We start from the raw sequence: 19,554 nt of genomic DNA on the forward strand, positions 1-19,554 counted from the left end.
GTTCCTTCATCATCCGTGGTCACGAGTGGGATCCGGCGCCAGAGATGCCTGCGGGTCGATCAGGGTCGCCAGGGTCTCGATCAGTCGCTCCGGCTGGATCGGCTTGACCAGCAGCTGGGCATCGAGCTGGCGGATGGCCGCCTGCAGGGAGGCGCGGTCGTCCCCGGTCAGGATCACCACCGGGGTGTGCGGGTCGCTCGCACGCAGCCGGGCCAGGATGTCGAGCCCCTGGATCCCGGGCATGCGGTGGTCGAGCACGAGGGCGGCATAGGGTTGGGATCGCGATTCCAACAGGGCCAGTGCCGCATGGCCGTCGGCACACTCGTCGAGCTGAAAGCCCGCCTCGCGCAGGAAGCGCGTGAGCGCGGTGCGGATGGCCGGCTCGTCCTCGGCGAGCAGGAGGGGGCAGCCCTGGAAGGAGCGCCTGGATGTCGAGTCTGGATCCGGCGCCGGGCGGTCGGTCTGTGCCGCATCGTCGGTCCCGGTCGGGACCCGTGGCAGGTCGATGGTGAAGCAGGTTCCGACGCCCTGTGTGCTGCTGACCTGGATCTGCCCGCCGAGGGCCTCGATCAGGCGCCGGCTGAGCCAGAGCCCCAGACCGATGCCCGAGGACACGCGACCGCTGATCCCGCCCGATCCCTGATAGAAGGGCTCGAAGATGCGTTCCAGTTCGGCGGCTGGAATCCCGATCCCGGCATCGCTCACCTGGATCCGCACCCGCTCCTGATCCGGAAGGCTCAGCGTCAGACGGATCGGACCGCCCTCGGTGAAGCGGTCGGCATTGCGCACCAGGTTGTAGAGCACCTGGAGCAACCGGGTGCGGTCGCTGATCAGGGTCGCGGAGGTTTCGGGGCACTCCAGCACCAATTGGTTGCCGGGGGCGAGCGTCGGGCGCAGGGTGGTCACCACCTCCTTGAGCAGGTCCTCAAGGATCAGCTGCTGGTAGGTCAGCTCCAGCGGCTGGCCCGACTCGACCCGGGAGAGATTGAGCAGCTGCTCGATCAGCGCGAGCAGCTGATCGGAGGCGTGCCGGATCACCGCCAGCGGCTCTGTCCGGGGCTGGGCGCGCTCGAGCAGACGCGCATGGAGGATGATCGCCTGCAAGGGGGTGCGCAGCTCATGGCTCACATTGGCGAGGAACAGGGTCTTGGCCCGATTGGCCGCCTCGGCCGCATCCCGCGCCAGAATCAATGCCTGGGTACGCTCGGCGACACGCGTCTCGAGTTCCTGGGCGTGCCTGCTCAGCTGCCGATGATTCGCGGCGAGTCGCGCCCGCATGCGCCCGACTGCGGCATGGAGCCGGTGGATCTCGGTCGGACTGGTGGTGGGCGGCGCCGGCAGAGTGGTCTCGAGCGGGGTGTCGAGCTGTCCCACCAGGCTGGCGAGCGGGGCCAGCATACGCCGGGTTAGGCGGGCCACGGCCAGACCCAGCAGCAGTACCAGCACCCCGAGCTGCAGCAGCGCGCCGCGTGCGCTGTCCCAGGCGAGGCCGAGCGCCCGGTCGAGCGAGAGGGTCAGTTCCACACGTCCGAGCAGGGCTGGTGACGCGTCATGCGTGCGGGAGGCCAAGACCTGGGCCTCCACCCGGGTCGTCTGCCGGGCCCGGGCGGCATCCTCAGCAACCTGTTCGGCGACCACGCGGCCCTCGGCGTCGAGGAGCCGGACCGCGATCAGATCGGGAAATTTGAGCAGGGTTGCGGTCAGGGCTTGGGCGTCCGGACGCGATCCCACCAGCAGGGCATAGCGAGCATCCTCGGCCAGGATGTCGGCCAGCTCGTGCGCTGTTTGGAGACTGTGCAGACGCGCCTGCTGCCAGGCGCTCCAGAAGAGGATCATCGGCAGCAGCACCCCCATCCCCAGCCCCAGGAGCGCGAAGGCTTCGACCAGCTGGCGGACATAGGACTTGCGTCCGACGCGCCGGGTGTCAGTCGTAGACCACATCGAACTGCTGCTCCGTGCTGGGGGGCAGGACCAACCCGATGGCCCTGGCGGTGCGGCGGTTGAGCAGCCGTCGCACCCACTGGAGATCCGCGAGACCGGCGCCCGTCTCCAGCCGCGCGGTGGCCCGCCCGAGCGCCCGATAGTCGGGGGTGAGGGCAAACAGCAGACCCCGCTCCACGGTCTCGGCATCGTCGCTGAGGACGGCGCAGCCGATCTTCCAGCTCAAACGCACGAGCGGTGGGACCAGAATGTCGGGATCGAGCGCCAGGACGTCGCGATGGAACCAAAGGGCCGTGGTGGGTTGGGCTTGGTGGCGCAGCTGTTCGATCGCCAGGGCCGCCTCGCGCAGCCCGGCCACGGCGATCGGCTCCCAGCGCCATCCGTGCGACTCGGCCACCGCGCGCGCCCGCGCGAGCCAGGCGGCCGGGACCTCGCGGCGATGGACGAAGACGACTCGGTTCGTCGTGGGGGACAGGAGAGCCAGGGTGTCCAGGGTCAGTGGCGGGGCGATATAGCGTGAGAGGCCCTGGTGGGTGCGCTCGGGCAGCGTTCGGATCAGGATCGGCACCTGCGGGGTTTGGGGAAAGCGCTGCGCGGCGGCCGCCGCGGCCTCGGCGCCGACCGCCACGATCCGCGTTGGCGTCAGCGTGCGGGTGCTTAGATCCTCCAGGGTGCAGACCCCAGGCGCCCGACCCGTCGCATCGGCCAGGCCTGCGGCGAGCTGATCGATGATGGCGTCATAGGGGGGCGACAGCGCGGGAGAGATCAGCAACAGCGGGGCCTCCAGACAGGTGTCGGCCGGCCAGGTCGGATCCGGTGTGGCCAGGAGCCACGCCAGCAGGACCAGGATCGACAGACCTTCAGACCGATGTCGTGACAGTCCCATGGGGTGCGCTCTCCGTGGCCAGCGCGCCCCAACAGCACGGACGGCATGCCTCTCCCTCCGATTCAGTGCGCGGTCCGGCCAGCTGGCCCGGCAGTGCCGAGCACGTGCTCGAGGTCCGCGATCGCGGCCGGCAGCTGGCGGCCGAGCGTCTCGGCGCTGGCGAGGTCGGCGGCATCGAGTGCATCGGCGAGTTGGCGCAGCAGGGTCGCCAGGGTCGGCATGGCCGCCTGACGCGCGAGTCCGCAGCCGCGATGCGCGGCTTCGTAGCAGGCGGCAGTCTCCTGTCCATAGCGCCCGACAGCGCGCAACAGTCCCCCGGCATCGGGATCGTCGAGCCAATCGAGGATGCGGATCAGGGTCTGGTCGCGCAGCTCGGGCCGGCCGCCCGCCAGGGCGAGAGCCTGTTCGGGGTCGTGGATGGCTCGGGTGTCTGTCGTGGACATGGGTCCCTCCGCTAGTCGAGGATCTTGAGCTGGCGGCACTGCCGATAGATGCGGATGCTCGTCTCCACTCCGAGCAGACGCTTGATCTCGGCGATCTTCTTGTCGACGTACTTCTTGCTGATCGGCAGGGTGGTGGCGATCTCGGCGGACGAGTAGCCGTCGAGCAGCAGGCGCAGCACGTCGCCGCGCCGACCCGCGAGCAGCTGGGTGCGCAGGGCGCTCTCGGGGGCATCCGGCGCGGGCTCGAGCACCGCCGCGAGCGCGGGATCGATCACCGGCAAGCCGTCCACCACCTGATGGATGGCCGACCAGAGCGCCTCGGGCAGGATGCACTTGCCGAGGAACCCCATGGCCCCCGCCTGCAGACAGGCGCGCACCAGGACCGGCTCGGCATGGACGCTGAGACAGATGACCCGGACCGCCGCCCATTGACGGCGCAGGGCGGCGATGGTCTCGGGGCCGCCGAGGGTGCAGGGCGCACCCTCCTGATCGGGCATGCGCAGGTCGAGCAGGACCACGTCCGGATGCAGGGTGCGGGTGTCGCGCAGTGCCTGGGCGCGAACCGCGCAGCGGCTGACGACCAGCGCGGCGCCACCGGACACCTGTGGCAGCAGCTCGGCGAGCGCCGTGCACAGCAGCGCCTCGTCCTCCGCGATCAGGACGCGAATGGGATCACGGCAGGGCTGGGCTGAATCCGGCATGGCGCGAGTGGATCCCAATCGGGGGTGACTGGGGATCAGCATAGCGATACCCGACTCGGACACAAGGCGTCAAAGACGCCAATCGCATCCTCCGGGACAGCCATCGCCGCAGATCGCGGCAACTGGCGTCTTTGACGCCTGTTCAAAGGGCGGCGATCCGCGCTAGGGTCGATAACAAGGCCCGTGGCCGGATGGCCATGACACGAAATGGAGACCTTTGCCATGGCTCATCCAACCAAACCCGCGTCTGTTCCACCTGCCCGCCGGCGTCGCTGGCGTGGGTGGACCATCGGACTGCTCAGCGTGTTCGGTCTGCTGCTGGGGCTCGGCCTCTACATGCATGACTTGGCGCAGCCCCATCCAGAGCGGTATGCCACTGGGGTGGTGACCGAGGGCGCCGCCCTCGAGGCGATGACCGCGCGTCCGCTGGCCCGGCGCTATCTGAGCGACTTCCATACCCAGACCTCCGGGGCCTCGTGCGGCCCGGCGAGCCTGCGCAATGTGCTGGTCTCACTGGGGCATCCGGTGGGCAGCGAGGAGGAACTCTTCGAGGGCGATCAAGCGGGCTGGTGGCGCATGCGGCTGATGGGCATGACGCTCGATGCAGTGGCCGCGCTCGCGGAGCGTCATGGGCTCGGATGGGTCCAGATCCTTCGCGATCTGAGCCTGGATGCCTTCCGCGACCGGCTGCGGACCCTCGACACCCCTGGGCGGCGCCTGATCGTCAATTACAGCCGCGCCCCCATCAATGGGGTGTCGCTCGGGCACTTCTCGCCCCTCGGCGGCTATGACCCCGTCAGCGATCGCGTCCTGGTGCTCGATGTCACCCCGGGGTTCGGCGTTCAGCTGATTCCGGCGGCACTGCTCCATGCCGCCATGCAGACCCGGGATCCTGTGAGCGGTCGCTCGCGCGGTCTGATTCAGATCGATGCCGGGGCCACCGATTCAGCCCCGTCCGCGCGAAACCGTATGCCTCCCGAGTGACCGTTATCGGTTTGTCTCGTGTCGGAATCGCGCTACATATCGATCCACGCTCAGTGACACAGGCCCCTCCGGGGTTCCACAAGGTCCTCGTGATGACAGCAGAAGAGACTGACTCCCTCGCTCAAGGCCGGTCCGATGCGCCTCCGGTCTCGGCGCGTCAACCCTATCGTCACAGTCGTCCGGTCTTCGATCTGACCCTGAACATCCACAGTGAATACGCCCGGCGTCTGCTGCGGGATCGGGAGCTGCGCCCGGCGATGCATGCCCTCTACGGGATCGAGGTGATTCTCCATCTGGTCGGGGACGACGACGAGGCCGAGCAGGTCGAGAGCCTGATCCGCGAGCGTCTCGAGGCGTTGGCCGACGAACTCCAGCGCGAGATCGCCCGGGTCCAGGTTCTGCTGGCCGACCGGGGGCTCGACAAGACCCGTCCGCGCTATACCCATCCGGTCACCACGACCCTCCATGTCGCCTCGCCCGCGATCTCGCTCTACGCCAACCTGATCCAGGAGCTCGATCGATTGCTGATGGGACTCGACACCCTCTGGCTGTCCGGCCTGCTGGCGAGCAAGGAGCGACTGTCCGTCGCGATTCGCTGGCGCAACCGGATCGGCGGGGCCGGTCAGGAGTTCATCGGGCTGCACCGGCGGGCCTATGCCGCCGCCGAGCGGCAGGGTCAACGCGAGGTCGTCGATGCCGCCGCGCGCGAGCTGGCTGGGAACCCGCCGCCAGCGGATGAGGATGACCCGGAGCGCGAGGGCAGCGACTCCACGGTCTGAATGCGTTCGCTTTCATTCAGCCGGCGGGAGGTCCGGTGCTACAAGGAGTTGAGTCGACCATGAAGAAGCCATGTCCCGCCGATGTGATTCTGCACTTCGTCATCGAGCGGATTCACGAAGGCCATTTCGATGCGGTCTTGGCCCTGGGGTTCAGCTGGGAGCAGATTCGCTTCCTGGAGTCGCTCCCGGGGCGCGATCTGCACTACTTGTTCAATTTCGCCGAGCATTTCATCGCGCTGCAGATCGATCTCGACGCGGTCCAGTCGCGCATCGCGATCCAGCGCGTGACCGAGCAGCAGCGGCTGCGCGAGACCCAGCAGGCGCTGCTGCGGGCCGGCGCACCCCGTCAGCTCATGATCGAGCTCTATGGCTGGACCGCCACCTACTATTGCGATCAGCGCAAATTTCTCGGACTCGATGAGGACATGCCCCGGGGCGGGCGCCCTCAGAATCCCAGTCCGGACGCGGAGGATCAGATCCTTCTGCAGTGGGAACAGCATGCCGAGCGTCCACTCGACGAGCGGTATCTGGAGACGGCCCGTGCCGTGTCGGTGACGGTCCGTCAAGTGCGCAGCACCCTGGAGCGCAACGGGATGCTCGCCGAGCCTGGATGCCGGAGGTCGCCACGGCGCACACCGAGCGACCCGGAGCGGTCCCGTTCGGCGCATGTCGTGTGAGTATCCGTGGCGTGCTGCTCCTCGTGACGGTCATCGGTCTGGCGCCCATGCCGGTTTGGGGTGATGCCCGGTTCTACGACCGGGATGCCGAGGGCTGGTTCTGGTATGCGCCGGATCCGCCGACGGTTCCCGAGCCGGATCCGGAACCGCCTGGCGTGCCTCTGGTGACCGAGTCGCAGGAGCCCGCGCCGCAGGAGACGGCGCCGGCCGATAGCCCCAGCGGGTCGGCTCCACTGTCCTCGGCCTGGCTGCGTGCCAATCTGGAGCGCTACCAGCAGCAGGCCATCGACGATCCGACAGCGACCAATGTCGCGCTCTATCTCTATCTGCAGCGCATCGCCCTGGATAAGGCCTCCCGCTTCGCCGATGCCTATCAGCGTGTCGTCCAGAGCGATCCCTATCTGGATGAGACGACCCGCCGGCCGGTCGGCAACTATGCCAACCTGCTCAACCGCGTCGCGGGCCAGGAGCGCCGGGCCGTGCTCGCGGATCTGGCCGGCGCGGCGGGACTCTGGTTCTTCTACCGCTCGGACTGTCCCTATTGCGCGGCCCAGGCTCCAGTCCTCGGCTTTCTGAGCCGGCAGACGGGGTTTCGGGTGCAGGCGATCGCGCTCGACGCGCGCCCGCTGCCGGGCGGTGACTTTGCCCATTTCCTGCCGGACGCCGGACAGGCGGCCAGACTCGGGGTCGTCTCCACGCCGGCGCTGTTCCTGGTCCGTCCACCCTCGGGGATCGTGCCGATCGCCCAGGGGCTTTTGTCTTTGAGCGATCTTGAGCAGCGGCTCCTGAGCGCGGCCCGCGAGGCCGGCTGGATCGACGATGCCAGCTATGCGCGGACCAGGCCGCTGGTCGCGGATTGGCGTGTCGATTGGGGGCAGGCCGCGCCGCTCGAGGTTCCCGAAGACCCGAACGCCTTCCTCGCGCTGTTGCGCGCAAGGGTGGCGAGCGGTGGAGCGATCGCCGTCTCCGATTGGCCACTCGATTGAGGTCCGCCATGTCCGTTCGACCGCTCCGCCTGGCTGTGCCGATCCTCCTCCTGGGGGCCTGTCTGTTCGGCAGCCGGTCGGTTCACGCCGATCTCGAGGCTGAAATGGAGGCCATGTTCGGCAACCTGGTCAACGTCACCGAACCCACGGCCCACTTGGGGCAGCGCCGCGGGGTGCTCGCGGCCGGGTCGATGGTGTCGCGCAACCGCATCGTCGACGCCAATCTGGTGTCCTTCGTTCCGCCCTCGTTCGAGGCCGGCTGCGGCGGCATCGATCTGTTCGGCGGCTCCTTCTCCTTCATCAACGTCGAGCAGTACACCAACCTGCTGCGGGCCATCGCCTCCAATGCCGCCGGCTATGCCTTCCAGCTGGCCCTGACCACCATGGCCCCCTCCGCCGCCGAGATCGTCGAGCAGCTGCAGAAGAAGGTGCAGCAGATGAACCAGCTCTTCGGCAACTCCTGTCAGCTGGCGCAAGGGATCGTCAACGACACCGCCTCGGCGCTCAGCGGCAAGCGGGTGGGGGAGGCGAGTCTGATGGCGGACCTCTACGAACTGGGCGACGTCTTCGAGAACCGCTCGACAGTCACTGGCAAGGGACCGCTGGAGACCGTCTACGAGCAGGTTCCGGAGGCGGCCGCCGCGCAGTTCGAGGGGAATCTGGTGTGGAAGGCGCTCACCGACAGCGCGATCGAGGGCTGGTACAGCCATGGCGACCAGGCGCTGCTCGAGGCGCTCATGAGTCTGACGGGCAGTCTCATCGTCGGCTCGGGGGAGGGGCTGCAGGCGTCCGCCGATGGCGGGGTCAATCTGCCGACCGCCCTGCTGCCGCCGACCCTGAGCGTGAGTGATCTGCTCTACGGCAGTGGTGACGGGGAGAGCCCGGGCGTGGTGGTCTGGCGTTGTGCCTCGCGCGCCGAGTGTCGCCATCCGACCAAGACCGAGACCGCACTCGAAGGTCTGATCCCGCGCCTGCGCGCGCTCCTGGTCGGCGATGCCTCCAGGGTGGGGCTGATCGACAAGTTTCGGCTCGGCGTCGAGGATCTGAGCGCGGAGGAGAAGGGCTTCATGGAGCATGCCCCGCTCGGGCTCGGCGGTGGCATTCGTACCCTGGCGCGGCTGGAGCCCGGAATGGCCCTGGGCTTCGCCGATCGTGCCGCGCCCATGCTGGCCGTCGAGATGCTCCAGACCCTGGTGCGCGACATGCTGCGCAGCGTACGTCTCGCGACCGGGAGTCTCCAGCACACCCATGCCACCCAGTTGCTCCAGCATCTCGATGCGGTCCGCTCCGAGATCTGGACCGAGTACGGCACCCTGGCGCAGCGCTACGGCAATCCCAACGAGCTGCTCGAGACCTACCGCAACCTGCTCGCCCAGTACAAGGCGCCGAGCTATCTGGATCTGACCCAGGCCGCCCCCGGGGATCCGTCCGGTGAGCCGGAGACGATGCCCTGAGCCTGCCCTGCGGCGCGCCAGGCCGCGTCTGTCCACCGCCATCGTCTGGAGGCACCTTCGATGTGGACCCTCTATTCCATCGGCGATCCGGCCTTCCTGGAGCAGGTGCTCAATGCCGTGGCCATGCTCTTCGGCGCCGACAGCTTCGTGCGCTTCGTCGGCATCGGCTTCCTGATCGGTACCCTGATCATCGCCTTCCAGGGACTGCTCCAGGGCGCGCAGACCATCCGCTTTCAGGGCCTGCTGGTCTCCTTCATCCTCTATTCGCTGCTGTTCGTTCCCAAGGTGTCGGTGACCATCGAGGGTGCCTATTCGGGCTCGGCGCGGGTCGTCGACCATGTGCCGCTGGGACCGGCGGTGGTGGGGTCGGCGGTCTCCAACCTGGGCTATGGGATCACCCGGCTGTTCGAGCAGACGTTCGCGACCCCCTCCATGACCGAGCACGGCTTCGCCGATGCGTTGCAGGTGATGGCGACGGTGCGCCGGACGGCCCTATCGCGGCTGACGACGGGCGAGGCCAACAGCCCGACGACCGGGGCGGACGTCGAGCAGTCCTGGCTCAACTACGTGGCCGACTGCGTGCTCTATGCCGTCGACCGGCGCATTGGTGGCGCGACCATGGACGGCATCCTCCAGGCGACCACGCTGGATGAGGCCCTTCAGACGCCGATCGTCACCGGCACCACCCAGCTGGTGCTCGGCGAGACGCCCGAGGAGCTGACCTGCGTCGATGCCTACGGGCGCCTGTCGGCCTATACGACGACGTCCTTCCTGCCCAAATTCAGGCAGGCGGTGGCCGCCAAGCTCGGGATCGACAGCGGATCCGTCGACAGCCGGGTGCGCGCGGCGCTGACGACGCTCGCTCAGGACACGGTCGATGCCCAGCAGTACATGGTGATGACCGCGATCCTGCCGATGCTCGAGCGCGGCGTCATCCAGCACTATAACGATATCGGCCAATGGAACGCCGCCCTGCAGACCAGTCAGGCGATCCAGCAGCGCAACAGCCAGTGGGCGACCGAGCCCTCGCTGTTCGTGCGCATCATGCGCCCCATGATGACCTTCTTCGAGGGCTTCATCTTCGCCATCGGTCCCTTCATGGCCTTTGCCGTGGCGCTCGGGCCGATGGGGATTGCCATGGTCGGGCGCTATCTGATCTTCGGGCTCTGGATCCAGCTGTGGCTGCCGATCCTGGCGATCACCAATCTCTATCTGATCCTTGCCACACAGCGGGCCTTCGAGTCCCTGTCGGATCAGGCGGGGGTGGTGCTGCCATCCTTCCGCGCCCTCTATGAAAGCGATCTGCTGCTGCAGGACTATCTGGCCACCGGTGGCATGCTGGTCGCCTCGACCCCGGCGATCAGCCTGATGCTGATCTATGGCAGCGCGATCACGGCCACCCATCTGGCCGGCCGACTGCAGAGCCGGGACCACGTCAACGAGACGCTGACCTCGCCCGACGTCCTGCAGCCTCAAGCGGCCGGAACGGTGGGACCACTGCTTCAGCGTACCGCGGTCGGCGGGACCCTGGCCCCGGGGGCGGCGGGGCTGCTCTGGTCCTTTAACCTCGGGCACTCGGCCCAGGAAACGCTGCGCTCGGCCGAGCAGAGTGCGCAGCAGGCGCAGGAGAGCTTCAGCGTCTCGCTCAGCCAGGCGCTGGCGAGTTCGGCGGCGGCGAATCATCAGACCAGTTTGCAGTATGCGCTGGGGCAGCGGCTGGATGCCTCCTATAGTCGGGCGGATGCGGCGGTCTTGAGTTCTGCGGAAGACCTGTCGAAACACTTCAAAGATTCGCATCTGAGCAAGGACGAGATCGGGAGCCTGCTGAGCGCGGCGCTCAAAGTGGGCGCGCGAACGCCGCAGGCGGTTAGCACGCTTGGAGGCGAGTTGGCAGGGCGGCTTCAGCAGCAATACAACGTCACGGCGACCCAGGCCAGCGAAATTGGAATGGCGATCGCGCAGCGAGCCGCAACGGACCATCGTCTGCAGGCGAGCTTCTCCGAAGGGTTGGCGTATGACCTCTCCCGAGGGCATGGAGACACCTACACGACCGGTTTGAGCCGCAACGAATCCGAGCAGCTTGGCCAGCAGGCCCAGGATGTGCTCACGAGCTCTCGCTCCGTCGAGCGGGCCTCTCAGTTCGCTCGGCAATATGGGACCAGTGCGAGCGTCGGGGCGGTCGAAACCTCCGGACTGATTCTGGCGAATCCGATTCTTCAAGAACGCCTGGAGCAGACGCTCGATCGCTTCGGGTTGGCGGGCGATACGGCTCAGCAGGCCGATGTCCTCATGGCGGGTGGTGTGGTGGGTGACCGCCAGCAGGCACGCGCCATTGCAGGAATGGGCCTGCTGCTTGGCTTCTATGGCGGGTCGCGTGCCGACGGGATGAGCTCCGACGAGAAACGGCAGGCTGAGGTGGCGGCCCAGGAACTCTACGCCGAACTGCTGGGCGTGCGCCGGCCTGAGGCGATCGCGCCAGGTGAATCCAACGGACTGACGCAAGTCCCTGCCTTCGGTGTCGCGCGTGGTCGTTTCGACGCCGCTGGTGTGTCGGATCCAGGTCCGATGGTGGTCGCTGGGCTCATGGCACAACGGGTTGCGGCCGACGGTACGGTCAGTGTGCTCGAGCAGGCGCCGACGAGGATCGAGCCCTTTGCCAACGGCGGTGCGGCGGCCGTGGCTCACCAACACCGGGTCAATACGAACCTTATTCGCGCGGACGAGCATCAGCGACTCGCTGAGGAGATTGCCTATCGGGTGTCCCTGCCGCGACCCGCCGCTGAGACCGTCCAGCGGGAGATGGGTGGATTGTGGATCCGGGCGGCCGAGTCAGGCGCCTTGGCGGTCGCGGGTGCCGAGGGAATGCGCGGTCAGATCGCTGGAGCGTTTGGTGCCTTTGGCCAGACCCTGTCGCGTGGTGGGAGTGTCGCCGAGGCGGTCGAAGCCGGTCGGGATGCGGCCGGCAGTGTGGCCGGATGGACGGCCGCACGGACGACGATGATCGACACACGCCTGGCGCAGATCAAGGGCTATGGTCTCAGTCTGGCCCAGGTCGCGCTCTATCGCGAGGCATCCGAATCGACCCTCTTCGCCTTTGCCCCCAGTTCGGAGCAAGCCGTCGCCCGTCAAGCGGTAATTGCCGAATCCGGTGCTGCGGGTGAGGCGATCGCGACCCTCATCGAGCGCTCTGTCGTGGGGCGCGATGATACGGATCTTCGTCTCATCGGGCAGTACAACGAAAGCGCGCCGCTCGGTCCGGTGACTGAGTCCCCCGCAGTCTGGCCGCTTGGCAGACCGAGCGCCCTGGGTCCTCTGATACATCCGAGTGTCACCGATGGGCGTTTGGGGCAGCTGCTCGATCTGATCGCCGTCCCTGAATCGCATGGCAACTATAACGCTTGGTACAGGAACGTCGATCAGGATCAGGTCGACCTGTCGACCCTGACGCTGAACGAGGTCCGGATGCTACAGCAGCAGTTGCTCGAGGCTGGGAATGGCGGATCGGCCATCGGCCGCTACCAGTTCATCCCCTCGACACTTGAGGATCTGACCGAGCGGCTGGGGTTCTCCGGATCAGAGCGATTCACGCCGGAATTGCAGGATCGATTGGCGCTGATCCTGGCCCGGGATGCCGGTGTGAATGACTGGATGGGCGGAGCGCTGACGAGCGATAGCTTTGCCTACAACCTGTCGAAGATCTGGGCGGGCCTTCCGAAGGATGCGTCGAATCAAAGCTATCACCAAGAGGTCGGTGACAATGCCGCGAGGATCGATTACTCGACTGTTGTCGATCGTCTAGCGGCGATCAGGGGAGGCGAGTCGGTGAGCGTGCCATGATGCTGGGCATCGGCGGTGTGATGCCCGAGGGCGACATGGCACAGCGATTTGATGTGTGGATTAGACTTCCACGAGGAGTTGAAGGATTCCTGTCCCGGAGGGGAAGCCATGTTTTCGATTCGGCATTGGAAGTGGTGGCATTGGTTGCTCGCGGGCATTCTGATGCCTCTGCTGATGGGTGCCCTCGGTCTGCTGATATATATTGGCTTGGCAGCCATCGAGTTGGTTGCTCGGATGTTCTGTGGTCCCGCTCAATCCAGGGGCCGAGCGCTGGATTCACCACGCATGCGGTTAGTTGCAACGGATCCCGAGACGCTTTGGAACGATGGCGATCAATTGGTTGGAAGTATGTTTGACGACACCGAACGACGCGACCTATAGGCGCAGGCGAGGGCATGGATCCGACCGCCAAATCGTCACCCTGCTGGCGATGCGCGACGAAGGACTCATCGGCGGCGCCGCCATCTGCGTGTTCCCGGTGTCGTCGCACCTCGCGATTCAGCCGATCCGCACGCCGTGGGTGGCAGCCAGTGCCTGAAGACCACCCTCGAAGCCCTGGCCGACGGCCTTGAACTTCCATTCCGCTCCGTGGCGGTAGATTTCCCCGAACACCATGGCCGTCTCGATCGAATAGTCCTCGGACAGATCGAATCGCGCCAGTTCGCTGTCGCTCTCGGCATTGAGCACCCGCATGAAGGCATTGCGGACCATGCCGAAATTCTGCCGACGGCTCTCGGCTTCGTGGATGGTCACGGCGAAGACGATGCGCTGCACGCTGGGGTCAACGCCCGCGAGATCGATCGACACGCTCTCGTCGTCACCGCTTCCGGCGCCCGTGAGGTTGTCTCCGGAGTGGACCACGGCCCCGTCGGGCGAGGTCTTTTGGTTGTAGAAGACGAAGTGCGCATCCGAGAGCACCTGGCCGCTGTCGCCGACCAGGAAGACGCTGGTGTCGAGATCGAAGGCCGCGCCGTCGGTGGTGCGGGCGTCCCATCCCAGACCGACGCGCGCCTGGCTCAGGCCCGGATCCGTCTTGGTGAGACTCACGTTACCGCCTTTCTGCAAACTGATCGCCATGTCGGCTGTTCTCCTCGGATGATGATGACTGGCTCCAGGCCGAAGCGCTGGGCTTGGTGCCCTGGAGCAGGGACGGGGAGGAGTGTAGCGGCGCGCGTTCGACAATATAATTCGAATGTTTTTGATCATCTGTTCGAGATTCTCGAAGCGAGCGCGCCATGCGGGGCAGCAACTATAACCATCTCTACTATTTCTGGACGGTCGCTCGGGAAGGCGGCGTGGCGCGGGCCGCCGAGGTGCTGCATCTCACGCCGCAAACCATCAGCAGCCAGCTGAAGATCCTCGAGGAGAGTCTCGGCGTGCCGCTCTTCGAGCGCTCCGGGCGCAAGCTGGTGCTGACCGACACCGGACGCCTGGCCCTGAGCTTCGCCGAGGAGATCTTTCGACTCGGTACCGAGATGACCGAGGCCCTGAAGGGACGTACGAGCGGGCGTCCGCGGCAGCTCTCGGTGGGGGTGGTCGACGTGGTACCGAAGCTGGTGGCCTACCGGCTCCTGGAGCCGGCGCTGCATCTGGACGAGCCGGTGCGCATCCTCTGCCGCGAGGGCAAGCTGGAATCCCTGCTGGCCGATCTCGCGCTGCACAAGCTCGACATGGTGTTGGCGGACACGCCGCTCGCGGGCGAGGTCAGCCTGCGCGCCTTCAACCATCCGCTCGGGGAATGCGGCATCACCTTCTTCGCCGCCCAGCCGCTCGCCGAGCGCTACAGGCCCGGTTTCCCGAGTTCACTGCACGAGGCCCCCATGCTGATCCCCGCCGAGGGTACCGCCGTGCGCGGCGCCCTCATGCACTGGCTCGACCGGCTGGGCCTGCATCCCCGGATCGTCGGGGAATTCGAGGACCAGGCCCTGATGCAGGCCTTCGGGCAGTCCGGGGTCGGGATCTTCATGGCACCGAGCGTGATCGCGGCGGAGGTCGCCCGGCAGCACCGCGTGGAGGCGATCGGCGCCACCGACGAGGTCCGCGAGCGCTATTACGCCATCTCCACCGAACGGCGCCTGCGCCATCCCGGGGTGGTGGCGGTGAGCGAAGCGGCCCGGTCGGAACTCTTCGTGGGCGCCTGACGCCCGATGGGCGTGACGGCGCCGTCGTGTCTAGGAGGAGGGAGCCCGTTAGCGGGAACTCGCCGGATATGGTGACCTTCACCCGGTCACCCTTCGGGTCTTCGACCTTGTCGACGTGTGGACCTGCATGATCTCGGTGAAGCTATAGATGAGCGGATTTGTCTGCGACGGTTGTGCCCCATGACCGGTTGCTCAACCTGATCGGCTGTCTGGAAGGACACGGCCAGTTCCTGTCACTCGCCCAAATGACTCCAGCGGCTGGTTTGCGCGGGTGTGCGGGCATGGGCGAGCGCGATTGTCTATGAGTGGGCATTGCCTCAACCTCCTGGCACGCCTGGCGCTTAGCGCCGTGGCCGCTTAGGCGTGTGCCACCCTGCCGGAGCGATCACCTGTTTCACCGATGTGTCGTGCGTGGTGATCCAGTTTTCGATAGCCACGGGGCGCCCGAAGAGATAGCCTTGGAAGGCATCGCAACCGTGCGCGAGGAGGAAGGCCTGCTGCTCGGGGGTCTCCACCCCCTCTGCGATGACCATCAGTCCCAGGGAGTGGCTCATCGCCAGGATGGCCTGCACGATCGCCGCATCGTTGGGATCGGTGGAGATGTCCTGCACGAAGGACTTGTCGATCTTGAGCTGCTCGAGCGGGAGGCGCTTGAGATAGGACAGGGAGGAGTACCCAGTGCCGAAATCGTCCATCGAGAAGCTCACGCCCAGCGCACGCAGCGCCTGCATACGCTCAATGACGATCTCGGTCTGCTCCAGCACGATGCTCTCGGTGAGCTCGAGCTTCAGCCGGGTGGGATTGGCCCCGGAATTCGCCAGGATTGCCTGGACCTCGGCGACGAAATCCGGTTGATAGAATTGGCGGGCACTGACGTTGACGGCCAACTGCAGGTCACGCGTCTCCGGATCGCCGGCCCATGCCTTGAGCTGCGCACAGGCGGCCTCAAGGACCCAGCGGCCGATCGGCAGGATCAAGCCCGTCTCCTCAGCCACCGGGATGAAGGCGCTCGGCGCGATCGATCCATGTTTCGGACGGTGCCACCGCAGCAGCGCCTCGGCGCCAATGCAATGCCCTGCACGATCGACCTGAGGCTGATAATACAGACTCAGCTCGCCTCCCTGTAGTGCCTGCCGCAGGGCTTTTTCCAGTGCCATGCGCTCGTCCACGGCAGCCTGCATCACGGGATCGAAGAAGCGCACGGTATCCCGCCCGTTACCCTTGGCCTGATAGAGCGCTAGATCGGCCTGCTTGAGCAGGGCCTCGACCGACGCGGCTTTACCTTGGAAGAGCGTGACGCCGATGCTGGCAGTGGCATAGTGCACCCCCTCCTCCTCAAGCAGGGGATAGGGCTCATTGAGGATTCTCCGCAGCTGCTCGGCGAGTGCCTCGGCGTGGCTCGCCGCGCTCGTGTTGCATCGGCCCAAGCCCTCGAGCAGTACGAGGTATTCGTCACCGCCTAGGCGGGAGACCGTATGATCCATGTGCAGCGCGCGCTTCAGGCGCTGGCCGACTTCTATGAGGAGGCGGTCGCCCACGGCGTGGCCCTGGGTATCGTTTAACGCCTTGAAATGATCGAGGTCGAGCATGAGCAGCGCGCCGAACTCATGGCTGCGCGCACTGGTCGACAGGGCACGGTCGAGACGATCGAGCAGCAGGCGCCGATTCGCCAATCCGGTCAAGGGATCGAAATAGGCCAGTTGGCGGATCTGCTCCTCTGCGGCCTTTTGCGCCGTGATGTTCCTGACGGTGACGCGCCGCCCTTGATAGCGACCGTCCACGCCGAAGACGGGGCGGCAGCGATGCGTCACCCAGATGACCTGACCGGACTTCTGTACGAGGCGGAAATCGAGCTGATCCGGGTGCCGCTGAGCCGGGTCGGGCCTTAGTGTGCGGAGGTGGCGCTCCCACTCGCTGCGATCCTCCGGATGAACGATGGCATTGAGGAGCGCAGGGTTTTGCTCGAAGTCCGCGACGGCATATCCGGTCAGCTCGGTGGTCGAGGGAGTCATGTAGTGCACCTCGCCGTCGGACGACAGCCAGTATTCCCAATCGAGCGTCCAGTCCACCATGGTATGGAACTTTCCCTCGCTCTCGCGCAGGGCCCGCTCGGTCCGCTTCTGGCTGGTGATGTCTTGCACCGAAAAGGTGATCCCTTTGCTTAAGTCGTCGGCGTCCAGCGGCGCCCAGGAGAGGATCACATCGCGCAGATGCCCATCCTTGCGGCGCATCTGCGTCTCGGTACTGCCCCTTTTGTCGGTTCTCAGCTTCGCGTAGATTTCATCACCGCCCCGCTCATAGTCGGCATCCGAAGGGTAGAGCAGCCGGACTGACTGGCCGATCAGCTCCCCGCGCCGGTAGCCCATCATCCGTAGCAGGGTCTCGTTGACGTCCTGGAAGACCCGCTCCTTCAGCATCACGATGCCAACCGGCGCGGCGCTCAGGATGCTGTTGGCCCGGGCCTCGCTCTCGTGCAGCGCATCCGCCTTGAGACGCTCCTCGGTGATGTCCAGGCTGATCCCGATAACCATCTCGGGCTCGCCGCGGGCATCCCGCTTGGCGTACTTGATCACGGTCAGGTCGTGTATCTGTCCATCGGCGAAGGGCAGCCGCTCATGGCTCACGGAGGGGCCGTGGATTGCCAGTGCCTTGGCGTCCGAGCGCCGGCATTGCTCGACGAGCTCGGCCGGCAGCAGCTCGCGGTAGTGGGAAGCGGCCAGGAACTGGGCCTCCGAGATACCGAAGGCTTCACAGATGGTGCGATTGGCGAACTCGGTCCGGCCGTTCGGGTGCATGAGCCAGATCCCGATCGGCGCATGATCGAGAACTAGACGCAGCTGCTCACGCTGGCGGATCAGGGCTTGCTCAGTCTGCTTGTACGCGCTGATGTCGCGCGAGAAGCCGACGATCCCCACGACCACTCCGTACGGGTCGATGATGGGGGACTTGACGGTTTCGAGCCAACAGGAGACGCCCTTGAGTACCACCTGGTCTTCAAAACGTTTCTGCGCGCGCGAGGCCATCACCAACTGATCCCGCATGTGACCGCGTGCTGCAAGACCGGCCGGAAAGAAGTCGTCGTTGGTCTTGCCGATCAATGCCTCGACGTGTGACGCTTCGACGAAGTCGGCGAATACCTGATTGACCCCCAGATAGCGATGCTGCGTGTCCTTGAGCCACACGGCGAATGGGAAGTTGTCGAGTAGCGCCTGTAAGTGGCATCGATTGTCAACCTTGATGCGCTCGCCATTAAGACGCTCCAAGCGACACCCGCACCTCCGAGGACACTTGGGGAGACTCCGTTCAGGGACGGTCGCCTCGGCTGATCCTGCTGCTTGCGCTTCGGTGCTGTACGAGCCCTCCTCGGCAACTGAGAGCTCAGTCTCCGATGGGAGGTCATGCCCCACCAACAGCGTACCAGTCGGCGTGCCATCAGCAGCGGTCATGATTCGCGCGCGCCAAGCGATGGCTCGTGTCTCGGCGAAGGGCACCGGGAGGCGGGCTTGCCAGCCGTACCCCATCGAGTGGCATGGAGGCAAGGTGTCGGAAAGGTCCATCACAACGCTGGGGTTGAGTCCCAGCGTGGCGCAGATCTTTGTCCACGCCTGTCCGAGCAATTCGCCTTCTTCGCCCTGCAGCACCCGCCGCGCAGCCGCATTGACACAGATGACGTGCCCGCTGATATCAATGGCGATGATGAAGTCCTCCACCGTCTCCAAGACAGCGCTCAAGAGCCCAGGATATTCGCGCTGAGTGACGTCCATGCATGTTCTCAATAGGGGTAGAGTGTAGATTGGGGGCGATCGATTCGCCTTCCGATGGAAGATGCGCCGCCGATTTTAGATAAGGCAGTGAAGCATTCAGAGCAGGTTTCGCCAAGCGCCAAGCGACGGGGCCGCTGAAGATCACGTGACCGATCTTGTCCTTTAGAGTCTGTCTGGAAAAAATTTACACACAATTTGCAAGCGTTTTCTTCAGCATGGCGATGCGGATCATGTTCTCGGCCGTGGCGGTGAGGATCTCCACATCCTTGCTCAGACGCCGAAACAGACCCAGCTAGGCGAAGGTGCGCTCAACCACCCAACGCTTGGGCAGCACAGCCCAGTCGTCTTTGATTTCGATATCTAGGGTTCAAACCCCCGCCTTTCAGGCGGGCAGATTTCATCTTCAGCCCTCTCGCTGCTACGGTTGATCCTGGCCCCTGGAGCAACGAGCGGAGAGAGGATGGATTATCGCTACGGTAGCCACACGGTTTTCCGGATTGAGTACCACTTTGTCTGGGTTACCAAGTATCGCTACAAAGTGCTGAGAGGGGACGTAGGGGAGAGGGTTCGCGAATTGGTGCGGCAGACCTGCGAGTCGTTCGAGATCAGAATCCTCAAAGGGGTCGTGAGTGCGGACCATATCCACATACTCGTCTCCGCTCCGCCGGAGATGGCGCCGAGCGAGATCATGCGCAGGATCAAGGGGCGAACGGCCAGCAAGCTCTTCGAGGAATTTCCGGCGCTGAAGAAGCGCTACTGGGGGCGGCACTTTTGGGCGCGTGGATACTTTTGTGCCACCGTTGGCGAGCTGAGCGAGGAGATGATAAAGCAGTACCTGGAGCATCATTTTGAGCCAGACCCAGCGGCTGAATTTCGAGTGGAGCCCTAGACGCGTCGTTCAGTCGACGCGTATCCGGACTTTCAGTCCGTTACTCAAACCCACCGGCTTTAGACGGTGTTG

14 protein-coding genes are annotated in these 19,554 nt (G+C 65.6%); 8 read left to right on the forward strand and 6 right to left on the reverse strand.

Going from position 1 to position 19,554, the window contains the following annotated elements; translation table 11 throughout:
• Positions 1–9: 9 nt before the first annotated feature.
• The 4 genes from THIDRDRAFT_RS20140 to THIDRDRAFT_RS20155 all read right to left on the reverse strand — a co-directional run bounded on the left by THIDRDRAFT_RS20140 (position 10) and on the right by THIDRDRAFT_RS20155 (position 3,971).
• Positions 10–1,941 carry a hybrid sensor histidine kinase/response regulator gene (locus tag THIDRDRAFT_RS20140; RefSeq protein ID WP_007042757.1) on the reverse strand — a complete coding sequence of 644 codons (1,932 nt, stop codon included), beginning with the start codon at positions 1,939–1,941 and terminating at the stop codon, positions 10–12.
• The gene (locus THIDRDRAFT_RS20145; RefSeq protein WP_007042758.1) at positions 1,925–2,827 is read right to left on the reverse strand and encodes a type 1 periplasmic-binding domain-containing protein; all 903 of its coding nucleotides are present in this window, start codon (positions 2,825–2,827) and stop codon (positions 1,925–1,927) included. The genes THIDRDRAFT_RS20140 and THIDRDRAFT_RS20145 overlap by 17 nt, the downstream gene beginning before the upstream one ends.
• Positions 2,828–2,889: 62 nt before the next feature.
• On the reverse strand, positions 2,890–3,270 hold the full coding sequence (locus THIDRDRAFT_RS20150) for a hypothetical protein (RefSeq protein ID WP_007042759.1): 381 nt from the start codon (positions 3,268–3,270) through the stop codon (positions 2,890–2,892).
• Between the two features lie 11 nt (positions 3,271–3,281).
• Positions 3,282–3,971, reverse strand: coding sequence for a response regulator transcription factor (locus THIDRDRAFT_RS20155; protein WP_007042760.1), 690 nt, complete (start codon positions 3,969–3,971; stop codon positions 3,282–3,284).
• Between the two features lie 222 nt (positions 3,972–4,193).
• Here THIDRDRAFT_RS20155 and THIDRDRAFT_RS20160 point away from each other — a divergent pair, with 222 nt between their 5' ends.
• The 6 genes from THIDRDRAFT_RS20160 to THIDRDRAFT_RS20185 all read left to right on the forward strand — a co-directional run bounded on the left by THIDRDRAFT_RS20160 (position 4,194) and on the right by THIDRDRAFT_RS20185 (position 12,688).
• Positions 4,194–4,955 (forward strand): phytochelatin synthase family protein, encoded by a 762-nt coding sequence (locus THIDRDRAFT_RS20160; RefSeq protein WP_007042761.1) that lies wholly within the window; start codon positions 4,194–4,196, stop codon positions 4,953–4,955.
• 92 nt (positions 4,956–5,047) lie between these two features.
• Positions 5,048–5,734 (forward strand): AcaB family transcriptional regulator, encoded by a 687-nt coding sequence (locus THIDRDRAFT_RS20165; RefSeq protein ID WP_139058838.1) that lies wholly within the window; start codon positions 5,048–5,050, stop codon positions 5,732–5,734.
• Between the two features lie 59 nt (positions 5,735–5,793).
• Complete coding sequence (locus THIDRDRAFT_RS20170; protein ID WP_007042763.1) at positions 5,794–6,411, forward strand: STY4526/YPO1902 family pathogenicity island replication protein; 618 nt, start codon at positions 5,794–5,796, stop codon at positions 6,409–6,411.
• A complete protein-coding gene (locus THIDRDRAFT_RS20175) occupies positions 6,408–7,397 on the forward strand; it encodes a conjugal transfer protein TraF (RefSeq protein ID WP_007042764.1) in 990 nt (329 codons plus the stop codon). Before THIDRDRAFT_RS20170 ends, THIDRDRAFT_RS20175 begins: the two co-directional genes overlap by 4 nt.
• A gap of 8 nt (positions 7,398–7,405) precedes the next feature.
• Entirely contained in the window at positions 7,406–8,851 is a 1,446-nt protein-coding gene (locus THIDRDRAFT_RS20180) for a conjugal transfer protein TraH (protein WP_007042765.1), read from the forward strand.
• Positions 8,852–8,911: 60 nt separating this feature from the next.
• The gene (locus THIDRDRAFT_RS20185) at positions 8,912–12,688 is read left to right on the forward strand and encodes a conjugal transfer protein TraG N-terminal domain-containing protein (RefSeq protein WP_007042766.1); all 3,777 of its coding nucleotides are present in this window, start codon (positions 8,912–8,914) and stop codon (positions 12,686–12,688) included.
• A gap of 498 nt (positions 12,689–13,186) precedes the next feature.
• Here THIDRDRAFT_RS20185 and THIDRDRAFT_RS20195 read toward each other — a convergent pair whose 3' ends face one another.
• The gene (locus THIDRDRAFT_RS20195; protein ID WP_007042768.1) at positions 13,187–13,765 is read right to left on the reverse strand and encodes a TerD family protein; all 579 of its coding nucleotides are present in this window, start codon (positions 13,763–13,765) and stop codon (positions 13,187–13,189) included.
• A 158-nt stretch (positions 13,766–13,923) separates the two neighbouring features.
• Here THIDRDRAFT_RS20195 and nhaR point away from each other — a divergent pair, with 158 nt between their 5' ends.
• Complete coding sequence (nhaR, locus tag THIDRDRAFT_RS20200; protein ID WP_007042769.1) at positions 13,924–14,829, forward strand: transcriptional activator NhaR; 906 nt, start codon at positions 13,924–13,926, stop codon at positions 14,827–14,829.
• A gap of 341 nt (positions 14,830–15,170) precedes the next feature.
• Here the strand turns inward: nhaR and THIDRDRAFT_RS24125 are convergent, their stop codons facing one another.
• Positions 15,171–18,593 (reverse strand): EAL domain-containing protein, encoded by a 3,423-nt coding sequence (locus THIDRDRAFT_RS24125; RefSeq protein ID WP_007042770.1) that lies wholly within the window; start codon positions 18,591–18,593, stop codon positions 15,171–15,173.
• Between the two features lie 460 nt (positions 18,594–19,053).
• Here THIDRDRAFT_RS24125 and tnpA point away from each other — a divergent pair, with 460 nt between their 5' ends.
• Entirely contained in the window at positions 19,054–19,482 is a 429-nt protein-coding gene (gene tnpA, locus THIDRDRAFT_RS20210) for an IS200/IS605 family transposase (protein ID WP_007042771.1), read from the forward strand.
• Positions 19,483–19,554 lie beyond the last annotated feature (72 nt).

The organism is Thiorhodococcus drewsii AZ1 (assembly GCF_000224065.1).
GTDB lineage: Bacteria > Pseudomonadota > Gammaproteobacteria > Chromatiales > Chromatiaceae > Imhoffiella > Imhoffiella drewsii.

Coding starts and splice junctions, on each gene's coding strand:
- THIDRDRAFT_RS20140 (WP_007042757.1), bottom strand. CDS start 1,941: ATGTGGTCTACGACTGACACCCGGCGCGTCGGACGCAAGTCCTATGTC.
- THIDRDRAFT_RS20145 (WP_007042758.1), bottom strand. CDS start 2,827: ATGGGACTGTCACGACATCGGTCTGAAGGTCTGTCGATCCTGGTCCTG.
- THIDRDRAFT_RS20150 (WP_007042759.1), bottom strand. CDS start 3,270: ATGTCCACGACAGACACCCGAGCCATCCACGACCCCGAACAGGCTCTC.
- THIDRDRAFT_RS20155 (WP_007042760.1), bottom strand. CDS start 3,971: ATGCCGGATTCAGCCCAGCCCTGCCGTGATCCCATTCGCGTCCTGATC.
- THIDRDRAFT_RS20160 (WP_007042761.1), top strand. CDS start 4,194: ATGGCTCATCCAACCAAACCCGCGTCTGTTCCACCTGCCCGCCGGCGT.
- THIDRDRAFT_RS20165 (WP_139058838.1), top strand. CDS start 5,048: ATGACAGCAGAAGAGACTGACTCCCTCGCTCAAGGCCGGTCCGATGCG.
- THIDRDRAFT_RS20170 (WP_007042763.1), top strand. CDS start 5,794: ATGAAGAAGCCATGTCCCGCCGATGTGATTCTGCACTTCGTCATCGAG.
- THIDRDRAFT_RS20180 (WP_007042765.1), top strand. CDS start 7,406: ATGTCCGTTCGACCGCTCCGCCTGGCTGTGCCGATCCTCCTCCTGGGG.
- THIDRDRAFT_RS20185 (WP_007042766.1), top strand. CDS start 8,912: ATGTGGACCCTCTATTCCATCGGCGATCCGGCCTTCCTGGAGCAGGTG.
- THIDRDRAFT_RS20195 (WP_007042768.1), bottom strand. CDS start 13,765: ATGGCGATCAGTTTGCAGAAAGGCGGTAACGTGAGTCTCACCAAGACG.
- nhaR (WP_007042769.1), top strand. CDS start 13,924: ATGCGGGGCAGCAACTATAACCATCTCTACTATTTCTGGACGGTCGCT.
- THIDRDRAFT_RS24125 (WP_007042770.1), bottom strand. CDS start 18,593: ATGGACGTCACTCAGCGCGAATATCCTGGGCTCTTGAGCGCTGTCTTG.
- tnpA (WP_007042771.1), top strand. CDS start 19,054: ATGGATTATCGCTACGGTAGCCACACGGTTTTCCGGATTGAGTACCAC.